21 protein-coding genes and 3 pseudogenes are annotated in these 20,572 nt (G+C 38.8%); 3 read left to right on the top strand and 21 right to left on the bottom strand.

From position 1 onward, the window contains the following. Window positions 1–185: 185 nt before the first annotated feature. The 13 genes and pseudogenes from EUBREC_RS16775 to EUBREC_RS00355 form a co-directional block, all read right to left on the bottom strand. A complete protein-coding gene (locus EUBREC_RS16775; protein WP_012741018.1) occupies window positions 186–503 on the bottom strand; it encodes a hypothetical protein in 318 nt (105 codons plus the stop codon). A gap of 103 nt (window positions 504–606) precedes the next feature. Continuing rightward, window positions 607–1,983: a sensor histidine kinase gene (locus tag EUBREC_RS00410; protein WP_012741017.1), complete on the bottom strand. Its 1,377-nt coding sequence runs from the start codon at window positions 1,981–1,983 to the stop codon at window positions 607–609. Next, a complete protein-coding gene (locus tag EUBREC_RS00405; RefSeq protein WP_012741016.1) occupies window positions 1,971–2,633 on the bottom strand; it encodes a response regulator transcription factor in 663 nt (220 codons plus the stop codon). Before EUBREC_RS00405 ends, EUBREC_RS00410 begins: the two co-directional genes overlap by 13 nt. Window positions 2,634–2,647: 14 nt before the next feature. Further along, complete coding sequence (locus EUBREC_RS00400; protein WP_012741015.1) at window positions 2,648–3,388, bottom strand: lantibiotic immunity ABC transporter MutG family permease subunit; 741 nt, start codon at window positions 3,386–3,388, stop codon at window positions 2,648–2,650. A gap of 1 nt (window position 3,389) precedes the next feature. Beyond that, complete coding sequence (locus EUBREC_RS00395) at window positions 3,390–4,121, bottom strand: lantibiotic immunity ABC transporter MutE/EpiE family permease subunit (RefSeq protein WP_006858445.1); 732 nt, start codon at window positions 4,119–4,121, stop codon at window positions 3,390–3,392. Further along, window positions 4,114–4,827, bottom strand: a complete 714-nt coding sequence (locus EUBREC_RS00390; RefSeq protein ID WP_005609481.1) for a lantibiotic protection ABC transporter ATP-binding protein — start codon at window positions 4,825–4,827, stop codon at window positions 4,114–4,116. Before EUBREC_RS00390 ends, EUBREC_RS00395 begins: the two co-directional genes overlap by 8 nt. A gap of 502 nt (window positions 4,828–5,329) precedes the next feature. Beyond that, window positions 5,330–6,043: a hypothetical protein gene (locus EUBREC_RS00385; protein ID WP_012741013.1), complete on the bottom strand. Its 714-nt coding sequence runs from the start codon at window positions 6,041–6,043 to the stop codon at window positions 5,330–5,332. Next, window positions 6,018–6,764, bottom strand: a complete 747-nt coding sequence (locus tag EUBREC_RS00380) for a DUF6033 family protein (RefSeq protein WP_015517524.1) — start codon at window positions 6,762–6,764, stop codon at window positions 6,018–6,020. Before EUBREC_RS00380 ends, EUBREC_RS00385 begins: the two co-directional genes overlap by 26 nt. Window positions 6,765–7,186: 422 nt before the next feature. After that, the gene (locus EUBREC_RS00375; protein ID WP_012741009.1) at window positions 7,187–8,071 is read right to left on the bottom strand and encodes a MerR family transcriptional regulator; all 885 of its coding nucleotides are present in this window, start codon (window positions 8,069–8,071) and stop codon (window positions 7,187–7,189) included. A 263-nt stretch (window positions 8,072–8,334) separates the two neighbouring features. After that, window positions 8,335–8,802: pseudogene (locus EUBREC_RS00370) on the bottom strand (lysine--tRNA ligase); the annotation flags it as partial. A gap of 267 nt (window positions 8,803–9,069) precedes the next feature. Further along, window positions 9,070–10,305, bottom strand: a complete 1,236-nt coding sequence (locus EUBREC_RS00365; RefSeq protein ID WP_012741007.1) for a tyrosine-type recombinase/integrase — start codon at window positions 10,303–10,305, stop codon at window positions 9,070–9,072. A 32-nt stretch (window positions 10,306–10,337) separates the two neighbouring features. Continuing rightward, on the bottom strand, window positions 10,338–10,514 hold the full coding sequence (locus tag EUBREC_RS00360; protein WP_012741006.1) for a DUF6290 family protein: 177 nt from the start codon (window positions 10,512–10,514) through the stop codon (window positions 10,338–10,340). Between the two features lie 135 nt (window positions 10,515–10,649). Continuing rightward, window positions 10,650–10,862 carry a DUF6462 family protein gene (locus tag EUBREC_RS00355; protein WP_004611639.1) on the bottom strand — a complete coding sequence of 71 codons (213 nt, stop codon included), beginning with the start codon at window positions 10,860–10,862 and terminating at the stop codon, window positions 10,650–10,652. A gap of 416 nt (window positions 10,863–11,278) precedes the next feature. Here EUBREC_RS00355 and EUBREC_RS00350 point away from each other — a divergent pair, with 416 nt between their 5' ends. Further along, entirely contained in the window at window positions 11,279–12,565 is a 1,287-nt protein-coding gene (locus tag EUBREC_RS00350) for an IS110 family RNA-guided transposase (RefSeq protein ID WP_012741003.1), read from the top strand. A gap of 79 nt (window positions 12,566–12,644) precedes the next feature. Here EUBREC_RS00350 and EUBREC_RS00345 read toward each other — a convergent pair whose 3' ends face one another. The 7 genes and pseudogenes from EUBREC_RS00345 to EUBREC_RS00320 all read right to left on the bottom strand — a co-directional run bounded on the left by EUBREC_RS00345 (window position 12,645) and on the right by EUBREC_RS00320 (window position 17,233). Next, the gene (locus tag EUBREC_RS00345) at window positions 12,645–13,079 is read right to left on the bottom strand and encodes a type II toxin-antitoxin system PemK/MazF family toxin (protein ID WP_012741002.1); all 435 of its coding nucleotides are present in this window, start codon (window positions 13,077–13,079) and stop codon (window positions 12,645–12,647) included. Window positions 13,080–13,081: 2 nt separating this feature from the next. Then, the gene (locus EUBREC_RS00340; protein ID WP_012741001.1) at window positions 13,082–13,453 is read right to left on the bottom strand and encodes a recombinase family protein; all 372 of its coding nucleotides are present in this window, start codon (window positions 13,451–13,453) and stop codon (window positions 13,082–13,084) included. A 10-nt stretch (window positions 13,454–13,463) separates the two neighbouring features. Continuing rightward, on the bottom strand, window positions 13,464–13,640 hold the full coding sequence (locus tag EUBREC_RS18250; RefSeq protein ID WP_306719364.1) for a hypothetical protein: 177 nt from the start codon (window positions 13,638–13,640) through the stop codon (window positions 13,464–13,466). Window positions 13,641–13,655: 15 nt separating this feature from the next. Next, a pseudogene (locus EUBREC_RS18245) lies at window positions 13,656–13,754 on the bottom strand (helix-turn-helix domain-containing protein); the annotation flags it as partial. Continuing rightward, the gene (locus tag EUBREC_RS00330; RefSeq protein WP_408629358.1) at window positions 13,751–15,550 is read right to left on the bottom strand and encodes an NlpC/P60 family protein; all 1,800 of its coding nucleotides are present in this window, start codon (window positions 15,548–15,550) and stop codon (window positions 13,751–13,753) included. The pseudogene EUBREC_RS18245 and the gene EUBREC_RS00330, both read right to left, overlap by 4 nt. 163 nt (window positions 15,551–15,713) lie before the next feature. Continuing rightward, window positions 15,714–16,505 carry a hypothetical protein gene (locus EUBREC_RS00325; protein WP_012740998.1) on the bottom strand — a complete coding sequence of 264 codons (792 nt, stop codon included), beginning with the start codon at window positions 16,503–16,505 and terminating at the stop codon, window positions 15,714–15,716. Window positions 16,506–16,537: 32 nt separating this feature from the next. Next, complete coding sequence (locus EUBREC_RS00320) at window positions 16,538–17,233, bottom strand: DUF6033 family protein (protein ID WP_012740997.1); 696 nt, start codon at window positions 17,231–17,233, stop codon at window positions 16,538–16,540. Between the two features lie 355 nt (window positions 17,234–17,588). Between EUBREC_RS00320 and EUBREC_RS00315 the strand changes: the two genes are divergently transcribed. Then, window positions 17,589–18,437 (top strand): tyrosine-type recombinase/integrase, encoded by an 849-nt coding sequence (locus tag EUBREC_RS00315; RefSeq protein ID WP_012740995.1) that lies wholly within the window; start codon window positions 17,589–17,591, stop codon window positions 18,435–18,437. After that, the gene (locus EUBREC_RS00310; protein WP_012740994.1) at window positions 18,430–19,581 is read left to right on the top strand and encodes an IS91 family transposase; all 1,152 of its coding nucleotides are present in this window, start codon (window positions 18,430–18,432) and stop codon (window positions 19,579–19,581) included. Before EUBREC_RS00315 ends, EUBREC_RS00310 begins: the two co-directional genes overlap by 8 nt. A 591-nt stretch (window positions 19,582–20,172) precedes the next feature. On the opposite strand, the pseudogene EUBREC_RS00305 reads toward EUBREC_RS00310, so the two are convergent. Next, window positions 20,173–20,430, bottom strand: a pseudogene (locus EUBREC_RS00305) (VirB4-like conjugal transfer ATPase, CD1110 family); the annotation flags it as partial. Between the last annotated feature and the right edge of the window lie 142 nt (window positions 20,431–20,572).

Raw genomic sequence — 20,572 nt, 5'->3', positions numbered from 1 at the left:
CTAATTATACATTTTTATGTGGCTTCACGCAACCTTTTTCTGTAGGCTTCATTAGGCTATACTGCCCAACAGACCTTTTATAATCTATTTCTGTTCTGTTTCCTTATCTTCTTTATCCTACTGCCGAAGACAAAACATCAGATTGTCTACACACCATGTCGATAATTTCAAGGAAGTCTTATAAACTACTTCTTAAATTTATATTTCCCTTTTCCGTGACCGGATACCGGTTCAATAATATCTGCCTTTACCAAATTGGAAAGAAGTTTTGAAGCACCTGAACCTTTCAGCTCAAGAAGTTCCATAACTGCACTTCTTCCAAACACCTCATCAAAGCCAAACTTCTCAAAAAGTCTATGGATATGAATCGTCGTTTTTACCGAGAAATCACTACCTTTTTCGGAAAGTACACTTTTAATATCCACTTTTTTGTCTTGAATGTCCACTTTTCCATTCTCAATATCCACTTTTGTATCCCCAATGTCCACTTTCTCTTCGTTCAAGAGTCCACTTATATGAAGATTTCGATTATGAAGCTCATTTTTCTCGTTACATATTAGATAAAAGCATGTAAAATTTCTTTTACATAGCTTAATTGCGGTCTATTTAGCTTGTTTCTTGACTACTCAGGAAAAATATTTCTACCCTCGCCCCACCTGTATTTTCAGAATTTGAAAGTTTAATACCTCCACCATATTTTTCAGCCACAGTTTTTGCAAAAAATAGTCCCATCCCATAATGGGCTTCGCCATTTCTACTTGTGTCATCCATAAAAAACTGCTCTGTGCCATGCAATAATGCTTCTTTTGTAAATCCTGATCCGCTATCCTCCACAATGAATGTCAGCCGGCCATCCTGCTCCTTTGCGTCAATATAAATGATTCCATTTTCTTTTGTATGCTCCACTGCATTCTGAATCATATTCATTACGGCCCGGAACATTGGATCATAAGCAATCGTTACCTTTTTATCACTTTGTTCCGCCTTCCAATCTATCTTCTGGTGATAGATTTCTACCAGTCCGAGTGCCTGTTCCTTTATATCTGCGAAAAAATCTTCTAACCTCACCGTTGTATAGGTAACATCACTGCAATTCCATGATTTTGTGACATCTATCAACTGTTTTACATAACTTTGTATCTGTGTTGTGCCGTTCAAAACATAAGTGATATTTTTCTTCTGTTCTGTGGTCAGTTCAGTCTCTGAAAGTAGTTCTGCATTTCCCCGTACAATCGTAAGAGGTGTTTTAATATCATGCGCCAAAGCAGACATCTGCTGTTTCTTTTCATGCTCTGTTTTCCACTGCTTTTCTAAAGATTCTCGCAATGCATCTCGCATATCATCGATTGCCGATAAACAGTCATCAAACTCTTTGATACCGGAACAGGATGTCTCATATTCCAGATTTTGATCCTTTATTTGTCCGATTGCGTCTAATACAGGCTGCATCTGCTTTTTGATTCTTTTTCCAAAACGTATGGACTGAATGATGATAATCGCTACCGCTCCAATCACAGACATAATAATCATCACATTCTGTGGTCCTATAAAATGCTCCCTCAAAAAAGCTGAATGATATTGAGGTGTCAGGCGATATTGCAATACAACATATTCATTTTCCCTTACAATTACTTTATAAAAATATTTCCCGGATGCGTTTCCGTGCTTTGCAACATTCCATGCTATCTGTTCGTATTGTTCTGACAGATCTCCACCTATTTTCTCTCCATTCTCTGAAAAGATTACATAATCACAAAGTGCGGGAATCATCTCAGCAGTCACTTTATCTGCACGTAGAATCGTATCATATGCTTCATTAATCTTTTGCTCTGCATAATTTGCCGGATAAATACAGCCCACACTAATCAAAAGGTACAGCAGCAGATAAGCAACAATCACCAAACCAACTAATGATCCAAGCATGACCAGTACATATCTCATAAAAATCCTGCTGAGTGCATTGCTTCTCTTTACTCTTCCCATTTATATCCAATCCCCCAGACTGTTTTTACCGGTGTATAATCATAATCCGCAAATTTTGCTCTTATATTTTTGATATGCGTGATTATAGTACTGTCATTACTCTCATTGTCAAAGCCAAAGACCGCTTCCAATATCTGTTCCTTCGAGAAAACCTGTCCTCTGTTTTTAGCCAGAAATTCACAGATTTCGTACTCCGCTTTCGTAAGAGGAAGTTCCTTATCATCAACCAATAGTTTCTTTTGAGATATTTGAATACAGACCCTCCCCAAAACCATCCGGACAGAATGTTCCCTGTGCTCTCTTCTAAGATGTGCATTGATCCTTGCCCGAAGTTCCATCACTCCAAATGGCTTTGAAATATAATCATCTGCTCCTAAAGAAAGTCCGTTTACCAGACTGTTTTCCTCCGTTTTTGCCGTAAGAAACAAAATCGGACAATCCACAAGTGCCCTGATTCTTTTGCATAATTCGAAGCCATCAATTCCAGGCATCATAATGTCCAGTAAAATCAGGTCATAACGATGTAATTCTTCCATATTAATTTTTAGTGGATTACTTACTTTGGTAACCAGATGTCCATCCTTATTCAAAATGCTTTCTATCATTTCCAGAATTGCCGGTTCATCATCAACTGCCAGTATTTTTGCCATAGTTTCCCTCGATTCTATTCCGATATTCTGTTTCCTTCCCAGTGGTTTACCCACCAAAAATAGTATACCATACTAATCCCTGTAAATATTAAGCAACCTGGTATGAATGACAACCATTCACCTACACTAGTTTCTCCCAATACAGATTGCAGATAAGTATATGGTACTCTACCCGTCCAGCAGACAAATACATATTTCCACACATGATCTCCAAGTCCGGTAAGCATCAATGCACTAATTAGTCCTGATATAATCCCTGCTCCAATTGATACACCTTTTCCAAACTGAAAAGCCAGAATCAGCTGCCACAGATAAAGTGGAACACTGCTTCCCCACAGCAGCAATGCTGCAAATATACATCCTTTCATGATTTCGATATCGCTTGATGCGATTCTTCCAAATCCAATTCCGAATATGATTGCTGTCAATAGGATAGAGCACAGACACAAAACCAGTAGCATCAACAGTTTCGATAAAAATGCTGCAGGTTTATCCGGTAAAGACAACAGATTTTGAAAATCACCTGCATTTTGTTCCTGTTCCATCACACTTGCTGTAAAAATTCCAATAAGTACCGGAAGTCCTGCTCCTATTGCCTGATAAAATGCAATCACTTTCATATTTTCATTCCATGGTGAAAAAAAGTAATATATTAAAAATATAACGCTGGTTATAATCGGAATCAGTAAGTGTGCCAGAATCACAGATGTTCCTTTCATCTTTCGCAAGTCTGCATTAAGAGATCTTCCAATCATCTTATTTCACCTCTCTTCTCTCAAACCATTTCAAAAACAGAACCGTTACAAAAACAAACCAGATGATTGAGAGACACATTCCCGGAACAATGACTCCCGTATCCAAAAGAGGATTCCCTGCTTCTGCGGCAAGTCCATTTGGTAAAACATGAAGCAACGGGCACATCATTCGCATAGGGATTGCAGAAACAAGTACATACCAGATTCTGGTTTGTGATATTACCACACCGCTGACAGTAATAAACAGGCAGACGAACAGGTTTACAATCATTCCAAATCGTTCACTTAAAAATAAAGCTACCGGAATCTCCCATAACTCAGAAACCGTCAGAAACAATACTGCAATCAACGCTCCTTTCACTGGAACATGTGTCGTTAGAAGAAAGCCTCCAAGCGTTGCTCCTGCAAACACAATCACATTAGAAAACAAAATCATGTACCCAATATAAATAATTTTCCCCAGCAACAATTTTCTTCTGTCTGTGGGAATAGTCATTAAATGATAGTATTTTATCTTTTTCTCCTGCGCCACAGAAAGATAACAAAATAGAGCAATCATCCCTGGCAGCAAAAGTGTATACCACCAGTTCCAAACACTTTCTGCATAAGCATTTGTCATCCCAAGAGTAAATATAAATGCCATGACAAATGTAAGAAGAGGAAATCCCCAGATAAACTTTTTTCGCATGGTTCTTTTGGCTTTTTGATGTTCTGCTTTTATAATATTAACCATGGATTTCACCTGCTTTCTGGTTTTTTCTTACCACATTCATAAACAAATCTTCAAGATTATCTCCCTGCTTTAATGCTCCTTCGTATCCTAAGATTCCACCTGAAATAATCCCGACTTTATCTGCAAGTAACTGTACCTCCGAGAGAATATGACTGGAGAGAATTACAGTGATTCCCTGTTCCGGAAAAGACCGGATCAGCTCTCGTAATTCCTCGATGCCTATTGGATCTAATCCATTCGTAGGTTCATCCAATATCAAAAGTTCCGGTTCTCCAAGCAATGCCATTGCAATGCCTAGTCTTTGCTTCATCCCCAAAGAAAACTGTCCTGCTTTCTTCTTTCCGGTGTTTGTAAGTGATACAATCTGCAAGACCTCATCAATTCTGTTTTCATCTGTACCAAGCAATAATTGTCTTACCTTCAAATTCTCTCTGGCGGAAAGATTTTCATAAATAGGCGGATTTTCAATTAACGCTCCTATTTTTGATAAATCTTTCCTATCCAAAAGTTTTCCATCAAAGTAAATCTTTCCTGCAGTTGGTTTCATCATACCGGTCAGCATTTTCAATGTGGTAGATTTACCAGCGCCATTCGGTCCAAGCAGTCCATAAATCTGTCCCTTTTCGATATTAAGTGAAACATTATTTACCGCTTTCTGTTTTCTAAAATATTTACATAGATTTTGTGTCTGTAACATCATTTCCATCTTTACTATCCTTCCTTCTATATTTCATTTCTTACTGAAATATAACCTAACAGAAAAAAATAAAGATTTGATGAAGATTTCTGCCTCCTTGTTTTTGATAGCTCAATTCTATATTCAATAGAGCCGTTGCCACAAGCAATACATATTAACATCCGCTTATTCACGGGCTTTTCACAGACAAATCTCGATTGAACAAAATCTCTGCGCGATGGCCTGCCAAGGCTGTGGCGCAGTTTTATTTTTATTAAAAAGCAGTGGAATTACTTTCCATAATCCGTTATTGTTAAGTTACCACACGAAACAACTGAACTAAGAAAGCTCCACTGCCTATGATAAGAATAACATTTTTCAGTCTCTTCCACAATCGGAATTATGACGCTAATGCACCTCCGAATAGGTAGATGTAATTATTAACACTAGTAATTTATGAACTCAATGCTGCTACCAGCGACGAATATCTTTCCGTTTTTTATCTACTATTTGCTAAAACGCAATCAACAATCTAAATTTGCAAATCAATAGTATTGCCTTCATTATTATTCTTTTCCTTTGATCTCTCTGCGGATATATCTACCTTTATTTTGCTATAAGAAACATTTCCTTTCGCTTTTTCGCCATACTCTTCCTTCAAACGAGCTAACTCATCATTATAAATTGATGTAAACACTCTTGCTCTTGCAAATTCTTCATCTGTACTTATAGCTTTCCAGTTTCTTGACTCTGGATTATAAGAAAGCGTTTTATTACCTTTTGAATCCCAAAACATACATGCAGCATTCATTTTGCCACCAGTTTTTTTCATGCTTGATTCATATATAGCCTTTCTATCAGGAGATACTGTTTCTCCATGCTGCATACACAATTTTCGATAAGCATCATCATCCCTTTTTCCAGTAGCAAACTCTTTTCTTGCAAGTTCTTTTATTGCTTCGTCAAATTCTTCCTCTGACATCGCTGGTTTATCTCGTTTTGTCATGATAGTATCCCAGTTTGGTTTGGTAAAATTAATGTCCACAGGCTTAAATCTTAATGAGAAATTACCATAATCACATTGTGCTAACGGATCATTTGAACTTGCTTTTTTCCCGAACATCTGCTGAACCATTTGAGCATATTGCGAATAATTATCTCTTGTTATCTGCATAATATATTCCTCCATATTGGCATATATTTCATCTGTTCCAAATTCACTAGATTGAAAAATCAAACCTTCCACCGATTTTATTCTCCTCCGGTTTGATAGAATCCCAGTCAATGTTTTTGATCTTATCCAAAAGTTCTTCTTTTGAATTTGCCTGAACCGTAGTTTTTCTTACTTCGGTTTGTTTTGACTGTTCCTTTTTCTTTGCCTCTTTCTTCTCAGCAGCTTTCTTTTCCTGAAGCTTTTCAAGATATTCTTTCTGACTGGCTGATGATTTTTCCAGTTGTGCAAAGAAGGTTGTAGTTCCGTCACTATTAAAAGATATGCCAAATTTTGTTATTTTTGTATCAGCATCTGCATTATCGTTAGTCTTACCGAATGCTCTTTCAAAGCCGAACTGGGCATTGATTTCATCTGTCATACGCAAAACTCCTTCAATACTATGCATTTTTTCAGCATAATATTTTGGATCTGATGCCATCTTCTCCATTTCTTCCTTTGAGAAAATAACTGTATATTCCTTATCACTTTGGGCTAAAATATCTTTGGCATTATCACCATTTTCAAAATCGGCAACCATAAAATCCATGTCGTTTCTTGATCCACGCAAATTCTCCAGCATTTTTTGTGCCGCTTTACTGAGATTTTTTTCAGCGATGCTTTCAGTTGTATTTTCCTTTAATTTCGTATTTTCTGTTGTTTGTGCTGTTTCTTTTTTCTTATTTGCTGTACCAGTCTTGTAGTTGTTCTGGTAATTTGCATAAGCAGCCGTGGTTGTGCTTACATTCATTGACATATCCGTTGTCCTCCTTGTACATATCACATCGTAAATCCGTTTACCTGTTCTTTTCTATATATCGGCATAATTGTTTCGATTATGAATCTTATCATAAAGTTCTGGACTTCCACTCTCTTTTACTAAATTATATTCGCTCCAATAAATAGAATAAAATTCATCTTTTTTTGCAAGTTCCGCTGGTGTCATCTCATAGCCCCAGCCATTTCCAAGATTAGATAAGCGGTAAGTTCTTCTCCGACCATTCCGTAATAAGCTCTGGGTGTACTTCTGCTAAACTGTTGTTCATAGCCAAACCTCAACCTCCTTGTGCTTAGAGTATATGAAGTTTTGGCTTTATCTTGTAGTTTGCGAATATCCGTATAAATAGAAAAAGCCCTTTGAGAAAAGGATTTCTCCTCTCCCAAAGGGTAGTTTAACTTTTACTTAGAATTATCTTTTTTAATAACTAAGTTATAATTGCTATCATAATACAGTCCAAGTTCTCTACACATTCTATCGTTCACATTATCTAACGCTTTCTTATATTCTGCATACGTTGGAGACAGAACCATTAAATTAGGAATGAATATATCGTTATATCCTTTATTTTGTAACTCTTTCTGCATTTTTCTCTGTGCAATAAATGCTGGATGGTATTTCATTATACCGTTTTTTATTTTAGCACCTTTCCATACTTTTTCTTTTAGTCTTTCATATTCACTTTCACTCATATCACGATAATAGGCTATCATCTCATCTGCGGTTCTGGTTTCTTGTGCAATCCAACCTATCATCTTCGCACCTATTCCCATAATAAAAGGAACTTTCAATGTCGTTTCATCGCAATATTCTAATATATTCTGTAGTGCCTGCTTCTGTTCCAGAGTCTTCAACCTTACATTAAGAAATGGTTTGAAATGACTTTTAAAATAATCTCCCCATTCTTTTCCCGGTAGCAAAGACTCAATTGCATTTTCAACGGTTTGATAATCAAGTGCCTCATTTGCTTTGTCTGCGTCACCATCATCTATAAATTGCTTCAAAGCTTCAAGTTCTGAGTCTTTTAAAACTTTTTCCTGCACTTTTTCTTGATAAATACGAAGAAGAATACTTTTGTCGCCAGTTTCCAAAAGGCTCTGTATGTCTTTAATACTAATACCGAGTTTTCTATATACTGAAATCTTTTTTAAAGTTTCAACATCTTGTGCAGTATAGTTACGATAACCATTGTTATCTTTATCCACTGACAGCAATCCTTTTTCTTCATAATACTTAACTGCACGCTTTGTCATTCCAACCTCATTTATAATTTCATTTAATAACATCCGATGCACCTCCTTATGATTTATGTTGATAGTATAAGCGTATACGCTGCGTGCAGGTCAAGAGTTTTTCGTCTTTCTTCTAAAAATGGGCAATCCCGATTTCAGGACTGCCCATTCATTCTGCCAATTATGCGATTTTTTCTTGCTTGCACCGATTTCTGCATCAATTGATGTAAGTTTGATGTAAATCGCTGTTTTTTTAGTTTTTTATCAAATGAAGTACGTCCCGTCTATTCGGTAAAACGGTACATCTTTACATCATCTTAATAGAGCTTTGCACCTGCTGGAATATGGTCATCAACCATCAGAAGATGGAGCTTTTCTTCGCCTTCTTCTTCATGAATAGCACTGAGGAGCATACCGCAAGAGTCAATGCCCATCATAGCTCTCGGTGGAAGATTTGTGATAGCAATAAGAGTCTTTCCAACCAGTTCTTCCGGCTCATAAAAGCTATGAATACCGCTTAAAATGGTTCTGTCTGTGCCTGTTCCGTCATCAAGAGTAAACTGTAACAGTTTCTTTGACTTCGGTACTGCAACACACTCTTTAACCTTTACTGCACGGAAATCTGACTTGCTGAATGTATCGAAGTCTACTTCTTCCTCAAATAAAGGCTCAATCTTTACATTAGAGAAATCAATCTTCTCCGGCTCAGCTTTTACCTCTTCTGAAGGCTTAGAACTTACGCCATTTTCATCCTTTACGCCACCAATGCTCTTCATTGTCGGGAATTTTTTTGATTGCTAATCTAACTCTTGTATATCCTTGCAAACCCTTGGAAAATAGGCTTTCCCGGATTCTATATACTTGGTCACTCTTGGACGTTTTTTTGACTTTTGTGCGTCTAAAAGATGTCATTCGCCTTAAAATACGTCTTTTTATTTTAAGACATGTACTGCCGTGTCAAACACTTCAATACTAGATGAGTATAGCATATTTATCCCAGTATGAATAGGTATATTTTCAATCTTCAAAGAGTTCAATCGCAGGACTCTTTTCTAAAAAATATCCATATTTTTTGATAATTTCTCAATTACTGATTTGGTAACATCTGGGTTTGCTTCTGCATATATGTTCATGGTAGTCGATACATCAGCATGTCCCATTACCTCTTGAATTACTTTGATGTTGGTTTCATTCTCGCAAAATCTTGATGCAAACGTATGTCTGAAGATATGGCAGGAGAATCTTGGAATCATAACAGGTTCTCTCTTCTCCTTTTTAGCAGCCACCTCTTCTTCTGAATTATGTGTATCCACAATTCTCTTGATTGCCCGGTTTACTGCTGCTGGGTTATGTGGCATCCCAAATCGGTTTGTAAATACAAAATTGGTCATTCCATCCACATTCTCAACGCAAAAGCCTTCCTGCTTCTGTCTCTCATATTCTTCCTGAAGCACATCATATACCTGCTGCATCATAGGTATTCTACGATTACCAGCTTCTGTCTTTGGCAAAGATACTCTAAACTCACATTTATATGAATCATCCGCTCTCTGGTAATAGGTCAAGCTATGATTGATATCAATGATTCGATTTTCCAAATCAATATCATCCCAGCGTATCCCAATTGCTTCTCCTATTCTGCATCCAGTTCCTAACAAAAATACAAAGAATGGATACCAGTGATAAAAGAACGGATTCTTTGCTACATACTCCATGAATTTTCTCTGCTGATCCACAGTCAACGCTCGCCTTGTTTTTCTGGCACCACCATTACGCTTTTTTACTTCACAGTATGCTCCGTCTACCGGATTCTTCCTTATGATATCATCTCTGACAGCAAGTTGAAATGTAGGTCTTAGTACTGTGTTAATTGTCTCAAGCGTATTAATCTGTAATCCCTGATTATTAATCAAGTCTGTATAAAAGAACAACACGTCTGAGTATTTCACATCTCTTACTTTCTTCTTGCCAAATGTATCACGAATAAAATGATTCCATGTATACAAATAATTACTGTAAGTAGTGCTACGCAATTCTGTTTTAGTTGATATGTACCTGTCAAACAAAAAGTTCACATCAGCCTTTCCTGCGACATAGACATCAAGTCCATCCAACTGATCTTTTTGTAACTGTTCTTCTCTTTCTCGAAGTTTTACCAAAGACTTTGCATAAATGGTCTTTTTCTTGCCTAATGGATCAATATATACATATGAGTATCTTCCGTCGCCTTTTCTGTAACCCTCACCCTTTCTTAATACTCTGCCTTTACCATCTTTTCTACAAGCCATTATTCTCTCCTTTCTGGAGAAAAGAGCCTGTTCTACTGATTAGCCTGTTGCTTCATTTGTAATTCAACACCCATTCTAATCAATTGCGAAATGGATAGATTATGATTCTCAGCATACTCAACCATTATCTGGTATTCCTCTTCTTTGAATTTAACAGTCACCTTATGATCAAAAGGTTTATCTGCTTTTGGTCTTCCAGTTCTAGCCATCTGTATGCCTCCTTCATATCTTAATCATATTATACTTTTGGTCTGACCGAAAGTCAATACATTTTTTCTCTCTTGGCTCATTTTTCTCCATACTTGTTTGTATTTCTTCTATAACTAATGCGTCATTTCTCATAATTACTTATAAAACTCGTCATCTACAATGTGGAAAGTTTCAAGATATTCGTCAATAATATCAAGATTAACCAACACCAGCTGATTCACTTTATAACATGCCTTTGCATCCTTAGCTAACTGCATAAACTTTGACACACTCATTGAATACATCTCTGCTCCTTCTGAATATCTAACAAATCTTTTATTATTAGTCTTTTTAGTTCTGCTGTCCATTTGCTAACTCCTCGTATAATAAGTGTATAGCCAGTAGAAATGATGGTTATGCACTTATCCTTTCTATAAATTTATAGATGATCTGAGACACCTGGGATAAACCCTTTCCATCTCATCTACATTGGTTATTAGTTTCATAGGTTATTCTGTGGTATGATATCAGCAGAGTCTGATGTCTAGAGGCACTGCTTTTAATCCTTTCAGCCCGGTCTCCGGTGCCTGCTTATGGAGCTTGCAGCCTGAATCATATGTCACATTCCGCTTACACAGATGTTTCATCCCCTGGCGTACAGCACCAGCAAAAGAGCTGCCAGGGTACATGCTTATTACGCGAGGTTTCGGTCAGCATATGATTCCCAGGATAAACCTTTTTCTTCAGGTTCCAAGAATACTTAATCGGAAAGGCGGGTGATATCATGTTAAAGATTAACCCATTATCTACACTTTACGTCGGTATTGACGTCAGTTCAAAATCCAACTATGTTTGCGCTTTGGATTTTTATAAAAATAAATACATAAACTCTTCTTTTGCTAACAATCAGCCTGGTGCTGAAGAACTAGCCAAGAAGATTCTTGAGTGTTTGAAAGAACACCCTGATCTTAATACGATTGTTGCTGCTCTGGAGTCTACCTCTGTTTACAGCATTCACATTGCAAATTTTCTCTCTTCCTGCGAGGAACTGATGCATTTCAAACCTTATGTTTTTGTGCTCAATCCCAAATGCACAGCTAATTACAAAAAGTCTTATATCGGATTAGGTAAGTCTGATCCTATTGATGCCTTTGTTATTGCCGATTATGCACGTGCAGGAAATATCGAAACTGAGCCATGGCGTGGAAGCCAGTTCTTGGCTCTTAAACGCCTCACAAGGCATCGTCTGCATCTTGTTGAATGCATGACCAGAGAGAAAACCTACCTGGTTTCTAATCTGTATCTGAAGTTCAGTGAACTACAGATGTTAGAAGGTGATGACCAGCCTTTCTGCGATATTTATGGAGCAACCTCTTCCAGTGTATTGACAGAATACTTATCTCCTGAGGAGATTATTGATTCATCTGAGGAAGATCTTATAAGTTTTCTCGCACAGAAAAGTCGCAATCGTATCAAAGACATTAGCAAGACCGCAGAATTACTCAGGAAAGCGGCCAGAGATTCTTATCGCTTAGATAAAGCTCTTTATGAACCATTAAATGTATCTATTGCCAGCTCTTTCAACTGTATTGAAACTTTCAAGAAAGAAATCAAGCTTATAGATATTGCCATCGAAAGAGAAATCAGAGGATTAAATCCTAATGCTTTTATTATTCTTCAATCCATAGATGGCATTGGTCCTGTCTTTGCAGGTGGCATTGTAGCTGAAATAGGCGACATCTCTGCTTTTCATTCCTCTGATGCTCTTGCTAAATATGCCGGACTCATGTGGAAGTCAAACCAATCAGGTGATTTTGATGGAGAAGATACTCCAATGAGTAAAGCCGGAAATCGTTATCTCAGATACTATCTTGGCGAAGCCGCCAACAGTATGAGAAAACATAATGTTGAGTACGGAGCGTACTATCGAAAGAAGTACAACGAAGTTCCGAAGCATCAACACAAAAGAGCACTCGCGCTGACTTCACGTAAATTCGTTCGTTTGGTTTATGGATTGCTGGCCAGAAACCAACTGTACTCCGGCGTATCGCTGGATACATCAAATGAATAACTGGTTTTAGCCTGTGTTTTTGCATAGGTCTATTAAAGTTACCCTTTTTCTGAAAAACATATCGAAATCTTTTCAAAAATCATCTTGACATATCACCAGATTGCTCCATTACCATTTTGCGAGCTACAGGTAACAGATCAAACTGTCGTATCAATGCTCTGTCTATTTCTTCTCTCACGCCTGAATCCTCAATGACAGTTCCACTTTTTGCTCTAATGCAGCCTTTTGAAATTGTCTGTGCATCTTCAGGCATAAAATCAGAGATCTTACTTAATCCAAATCCACTCACATCCTTCGGATTTAAAATCACATGTACCGGAATATCCTTTAACTTACTGCTCAAAGGGACTACTGACACCTGCGGTGCACCATCATGATTGCTTGCATCACATGAAATAATTATTCCTGGTCTGATTCCGCCCTGAATGCCATGTGGGTTTTTCCCAAAATCCGCATACACAACATCAAATTTATTATATTTACCATACTTTCTTTTTTCTGTTCGTCTGCTCATATCTATGCTCCCTTCTTGATGTGCATATCCAATCTGCCCTCATCTACAGTCACCACAATGCCGCCTGCTTCAATAACCAGTCCTACCTTAAAATAAGCATCTGCGACGCTGCTGGATATAGCTGCCATATTCGCAACAACTACTCCACTGATTTGCTTTTTGCGGATCATATTCACAATCTGATTCCACTGGCGATCAACATCTCTCTGCGAAAAGCCATTGCGTCTCATCTTTCCCACGATTGAATATTCTTTTCTCTTTACAAATTCATGTATATATTTGCTCTGCTTGTCTTCAAGCATATTTACTTTTTCCAATGGAGCCTGCACTGAAAGATATTCTATGCAATCCATCTTTTTAATCTTTCTTCTCATTCTCTGCCTCCTATGCTGACTTCAAAGCCTGCTCTATCATAAAATCAAATGTCTTTTTCAAATAATCCTGCTTATCTGCAGGTAACCGCTTTAGCCTCGAATCTAATGAATCCGGTGTACAGTCTATTGCAAGTAAGCTATTTGCGTCTGTTTCATAAACTTCCATAAGCATATACAAATTTTTCATGCTCAGGTTTCTTCCTCCTTGCTCCACCTGTCCAAGTGTCGAAACACTTATTCCAGTTTTAGCAGCAACCTCTTCAATGAGAAGTCCCTTGTCCTTACGGATATCACGAATCACCGGACCAATTTTATATGGCTGATGTTCTTATATCTTCCGTTGCTTGTAAAACTGTAGAAGATAAGGTCTCCCGGCTGTAACTCATCAAAGGAGACAGTCTTTCCGGCTTCATCCAGTCCCTGTGCCTCCGCTGCCGCTGTGGTTGCACCGCCATAACTAATATCCACGCCTGCATCTTTCCATGAGTAATATGCAAGAGAACTGCAATCATAATAATTGCCGGAATCTCTCATATCCTGACTGTATGGAAAACCAACTCTGTGAAGTGCGTATGAGCAGACTTTTTTCTGCCTGCTGTCAGTGATTCCACTAAGAATAGCATTGATTTCATCCTCTGTCATGGAACTTACTCCCGGACTGCCGCCTCCACCACCGCTTCCGCTGCCAGCGTACCCAAGCTGTCCCATAAAGTCAGCACTCATAATCTGCTCAAGCATTTCCACCTGGTTAGCGTCAAATCCATACACCGAAATCATATCCCGATAAGATTTGAGTGTGACATTCACATACAGAACCGACTTCGTGACAGTAGTTACATTACCGTCTGCATCTGTTTCTTCCACATCCTTTGTTCCGGTGCTTGTGGTGTATGAACACATATCATTTACAACTGCCTGCAGCCAGCCTTTAGAAGTATCATTCATGACTGTTGCAGTATCTCCGACACCATGCTTGACCATATAGACTGCCATGATGTCATAGTAATTGCTTGGATTTTCTTCCATACCTTCATAATCCACATAGACAAGCTCTCCAAGGTCATATCCGGTATGCTCATTCACTTTCGTGTTCACATCCCGGTTAAACTCCTGCACATAGGCACTCGTTACTGTCTGCACGGTATCTCCTGATTCAAGTGGTGGCAGGAATAAAGCAAATGGAGAATTGTAAAGGATTGCTATCACCGCTATAACCGGAACCGCAATCATGGCAACTACAAGAACAAGTAATAAAAGCACCAATCCGATAATCGGTGCAGCTGCCTTTACCCAGGTAATCGCTTTTCGCACAATCAGATCCTTTACCAGCTTTGCCACACTATCCGTCTGATTCTCCTGTGCTTTCATCTTATCCAGAAAGAACTTTATCTTCCTGCTCCGGTTTGTCATCTTTTCATCCTTGACCTCTATGGACACACCTGCCGCATATCCGGCTGCCATGCCGATTGCCGTGCCTACTCCCGGTGCAACCGCTGTTCCTGCCGCCGTAGCAGCTGCCTTTGTAGCAGTTTTCGTTGCAACCTTGGCAGTAGTCTTTGCTGTTTCTTTTGCCGTCTCTTTAGCTACAGTCTTGGCTGTATCTTTGGCAGCTTTCTTTGCTGTCTTTTTTGCCAGCTTCTTTCCTGCCTCTACCTTCTTGATACGCTTCTTTGCCTCGGCTGCCGCCTTTTTCCTGAAAAGTGCAGCCCCCTTAGAAGCAGTTCCGGTAACAGGGCGGCTTGCTTCATATGCAAGATATGCTGCCTGCGATACCTCCTGACCGCCTTCCACCTGATCTGTTACTGCCCCGGCTACAAGTGCTCCAGTTCTTCCTGCAATGTGAAGATTCGTGTTCTTGGTCTTGATGGAAGTGTTTGATTCCTTAAGGTTTTGCTTGAATCTTGATAATCCCTTATTCTTCGGCTCCGACTGATGAATGGTACTCTTGCGATAGGACTTCTTTCTATCCGTATCAGTTACCTTTGCACCAGCTGTCTTAGGACCTCTCTCTACTGTATAGATGTTACTCCCCTTAATCTTGGCTCCCTTCGGTTCGTGGGCATGAATCTTGGCTTTCTCCTTGGTGTGAATGACCATCGGTTTGTCATCAACCTTTCTAATTTTCAATTTTCTCACCTCCTACTTTGAAAAATAAAATAAGCCGCTAGGGAGCAAAAATTACTCCTTAACGGCTATGTAAAATCATTCAATATTCAATTATTAAAAGCAACATGAAACTGAAATTTCACGCAGACTATTCCTATACCGTAATGTCTATTCTGACCGATGATTTCTTCTCACCAAAATGCTTTATTTCGATATCCTTCATTTCCTCTATAACATCTTTTTCAATTTGGTGAACATCACTTAATTGTAAATCTCGCTTCGAATCATTTACTATTTTTGCTGCCTCATCTACTGAAACAGTTGTATCTGATGTTAACTGTTCAGACATTTCAGTATCGTTTGAATCCTCTGCAACCTGCCCCTTTTCTATAGATGTCTCTACAATTTCCTCTTCTGTTGGCAAATCCCTATATTCTGTACTTTTTACAAATCTTGTGAATGACTCTACAGCTCTAAAAGTATTTCCCATGATACGTTGAGCTTCCTTAAGCTTTTCACTCTTTGGAATATTTGGATTATTCACGATACTTTTTAGTTCTGCCAAATTTCCATTCATCTCATTTACTTGAAGCCTTTGAGCCTCTTCTTTTGTCTTACATCTCTCCAACCTACGCTCATAAGCTTCTTGTTCCATTCTTGCCGCTTTATATTCCATATAGGCTTTAGGGTCTTTCTGACGAATAGCATCTTCTTCTGAAGCTGTTAATTCTTGACCGCTTGCAATCTTGTTATAAATCTGACTATATGCAGAACTTTCTTTGTCTCGCTCAAGTTGCTCTCGGAAATGCTGAATCATGCTTTCTTCCTGACTTGTTACAGTCATACCCTCTTGCTTCTTTACAACATCCCCGGTAGCCTTCTTTTGCTCCCAATCATTTACTAACTGCATCTGATTCACAGCGTTTCGTATTGTACCTGCAATCATAGCACACCTCCAATTCCCGGTTAATGCTACGATTAAATAGTGATATCAAACTTCATACCCTGTGTTGCCTTTTCTTCTGTTATCTTACTCCAATCCAGTTCAGAAATCTTTTCAAATAATTCTTCTTTTGAATTTGCCTGAATTGTAGTCCGCTTAACAGTTACATCCTTCTTTTCCTGCTTTTTCTCCTCTGCACGTTTTTCCTTTAATTCTTCAAGCCGTTCTTTCTGCTTTTCTGTAATCTTCTCCAAATCAGCAAAAAGTGTCATCTTTCCATCATCATCAAAGGACATAGTTAACTTATTTAATACAGTTCCACTATTGTCTGTCGTTCCCCAAGCACGTTCAAACCCAAACTGTTCATTGATTTTATCTGACATCTCAACTGCAGTTTTTACCGTAGACAATTTTTCCCGTGCATATTTCTCATCGGATGCCATTCTTTCAAGTTCAGCACTTGAAAAAACAACTGTAAATTCCTTATCGCTTTGGTCTACTAATCCTCTGAAATCATCGCCTTTATCAGCAATAATAAAATCGAAATCCGCATTATCCTTACGCAATGTTTCCAGATATTTCTGTGCCTTAGAAGATAACTTATCTTCGCTGGATTTTATTTTCTGTGCATTGGGCTGCACATCTTTTGCTTTCTCTGTGTTATTTTGCTTACTAACAGTATTGCTCTTATAATAATCTGTTACCTGTGTTAAATTAGCTGCTCTAATCATGGTATCATCCTCCTTGAAAATTGATACAGAAATCCGTTTCTATATCTGTAATATCGGCACTTTATATCCAAAAGTTAATAGTGCGTAAAATTCAAATTGAACAAAATCGCTGCGCGATGGCCTGCCAAGGCTGTGACGCAGTTTTTCTTTTCCTAAATAAAAAGCAGTGGAAACCAAGTCCTAATAGTAGTATTGTTAAGTCACCACAACCAACAATCAAACAGGATCGACATTACCACTGCCTATGAAAAGATTAACACCTAACCGTTCTTTTAGCAAGCGGTTTTATTATTCCAATGCACCTCCATGTAAGCAGTGATACCCGAAATTACTGACTTTACATGGAGGAATTATTATGTACGAAAAATATTTACTACAGCTTGAGGAAGCTGGAAAAATCCGTAACCTTAAAGAGCGTTCCATTAACTGCTACAAAAACTATGTTTCTTATTTCCTTAATTACATGGAAAAGCACCCGGAAGAGCTTACCTGTCAGGATGTCAGGGACTTTCTTCTTGCCAAGAAGGACAATGGTCTGAAAGCGACCACCCTCAACCTTTATAATTCAGCCATCCGTTTTTTCTATCGGAATGTACTTCACGTTCTGTGGGATGATATCACTGTTCCACGCATGATAATAGAGCACAAACTCCCAACCGTACTTTCTACTGATGAAATTGACCGGCTTCTTGATGCTACGGATGACCTGAAATATAAAGCCATGTTCGCCACAATGTATTCTTCCGGAATGCGTGTCTCGGAAGTGATTCATCTTCATTATGATGATATTTCCCGCACAAACATGCAGATTCATGTCCGGGATACCAAGAACCGGATGGACCGTTATACCATTCTGTCTGAAAGAAACCTTGCACTTCTTACGGAATACTGGTTCCGGAAAGGCAGACCAAAGGGCATTCTGTTTCCGAATCAGTTTACAGGGCAGTATCTTACCGTAAGTACACTGGAACAGGTTATCCGACGTTCTGCATCGGCTGCCGGGTTATCCGGTGTTACTCCTCACTGCCTCCGTCACAGTTTTGCCACCCACCTTATGGAGCAGGGAGTGGAACAGCGGAATATTCAGGCATTGCTTGGACACCGCGATCCGAAATCCACAGAAGTTTATCTTCATGTCAGCAACAAATCCATTATGGGCATCCGCAGTCCTTTTGACAGAAAGGATGGTACAGCCAATGGATAAGCCCACAGTACAGGATATTTTTCATCGTTTTTATCCGGCATACCTTGATCAATATTCACCTTCCCCTGTACAGGCAAAGGTTGCACATAACATCATGAACTGCAAGACCGGTGCCTATGGTGCAAATGTATGTGTATGTGAGGATTGTGGCTTCGTACAGATTCATTACAATTCCTGCCGTAACCGTTGCTGCCCAATGTGTCAGGCTGTTCCGAAAGAAATGTGGATGGATGCACGCAGAGAGGATGTCCTTGATGCTCCTTATTTCCATCTGGTTTTTACGGTTCCTGATATTTTAAACCCTGTCATTTACAGCAACCAGAGACTTCTTTATGATGCCTTATACCATGCAGCTTCTTCCACAATCAGCGAACTGACTGCCGACCCAAAACATCTCGGCGCAAAGGTGGGATACATCTGCATTTTACATACATGGGGTTCTGAAATGAACTTTCATCCCCACATTCATACCATCCTGCTGGGGGGAGGACTGGCTTCCAACAACCAGTGGAAGGACAATGGTGAAAATTTCTTTCTTCCCATCCGGGTCATCTCCAAAATGTTCCGCGGAAAATATCTGGAGGAACTAAAGAGGCTGTGGGAAGAGGATAAGCTGGTATTTCAGGGTACTGCAGAAAAATTCCGCAACCATTATACGTTCAAGGAGCTTTTAGATTCCTGTTATGGTATGGACTGGATTCCTCATTGTAAAAAGACATTCAATGGTGCTCAAACAGTAATTAAATACCTTGGTAAGTATACTCATCGCATTGCCGTCAGCAATCACCGCATCGTCCGTATGGATGATGATACCGTTACATTCTTGGTAAAGGATTACCGTAATGAGGGACAGTGGAAGGAACTGACTATTTCGGGTGTAGAGTTTGTCCGGCGGTTTCTCATGCATGTACCACCACGGCATTTTGTCCGCATCAGGCACTACGGACTGCTATGTTCCCGTACTAAAAGCCAGAAGCTCACCCTTTGCAGAAATTTACTTGGATGTAAGAAGTATCTTTCAAAGCTTCGTGACATGGAAATGCCTGAAATATTGGAACATCTTTATGGCATCAAAGTTTGTGTGTGTAAGGCATGTGGTGGGCATCTCGGAAAGCCACAGATGAGAATGCCACTGCGCTGCTAAAGAGCAACATCTAATACTTTCAAAAGCCTCAGTTTCTGAGGTTTTATCGTCATGCCCATTTGCCTGTTTTTTATAAAATGTTGTAGCTTTCATACCGAGAATCATATATAATCATGGACAGGAACAAAGAATTGAAAGTCCATAGGTTGCGGCTACCCGGACGCTCACTTTGTTCAATTAGGTCAAATCGAAAATGGTGTAAACGAAGGGGCAGTTCTCTGCAATGTCAAAACTGCTTTTTCGTTTACCCCATCATCGATTGTAACCTAAAGAATTTTCTTTTCCCTAATAATTACAAATATTCCTTGGAAATTGCTTCCACACCATACATTTCCATAAATGCATCCAGGTCCGCTGCATCCCCAATCAACATATTCTCGTCAAAGTGTACGATAAGCATATCTTAAAATCCAGCCACATGTTCTCCGGTACAAATGATACATTTTAGAACTGCTTCCTTATTTATTTTTCATATCGAATCTTATATGCTTTCTTCTTAAAAATAGGGAATATCTAATTTATTATCATCAAGGTCGGACATTCATCCGACCTCTTGATTATACTATAGATTCTATAAAAATTCATCTGTTATCACTGCAGCATTGCTTCTTTTTTCTTCTGTTCCGCAATCTTCTCATGAATGTTGGTATTATACAGCCTGTACAAATCCGTATCCTTGCTGATCTGATTATCAAAGGGAATTACTACCGAACCACACTTAATAAGTCCCATTCCAGAGGCGGTATTAGTTACGAACCGAAGCTGTGCCTCTGATACCCCGATAACCTCCGCCATCTTTGAACTGTCTGTATTTGCCTGCTTCAAGAGTGCCACAAACTCAGAGTTCTTTGATTCATTCATTGCTGTGCTCCTTTCACTTTGACTTCATAACAAATGACGTATTTTCTCCATAACGCAAAAAAGAGGACATCTTCTAAATTTCTTTAGAAAATGTCCTCTTAGCAGTTCATATTCGATTGAATCTTATTCT

The sequence above is a fragment of the Agathobacter rectalis ATCC 33656 genome, from assembly GCF_000020605.1.
In the GTDB taxonomy this organism is placed as follows: Bacteria; Bacillota; Clostridia; order Lachnospirales; family Lachnospiraceae; genus Roseburia; species Roseburia rectalis.
The sequence above is the reverse complement of the archived record's forward strand: the minus strand, read 5'-3'. Positions and strand labels throughout refer to the sequence as shown.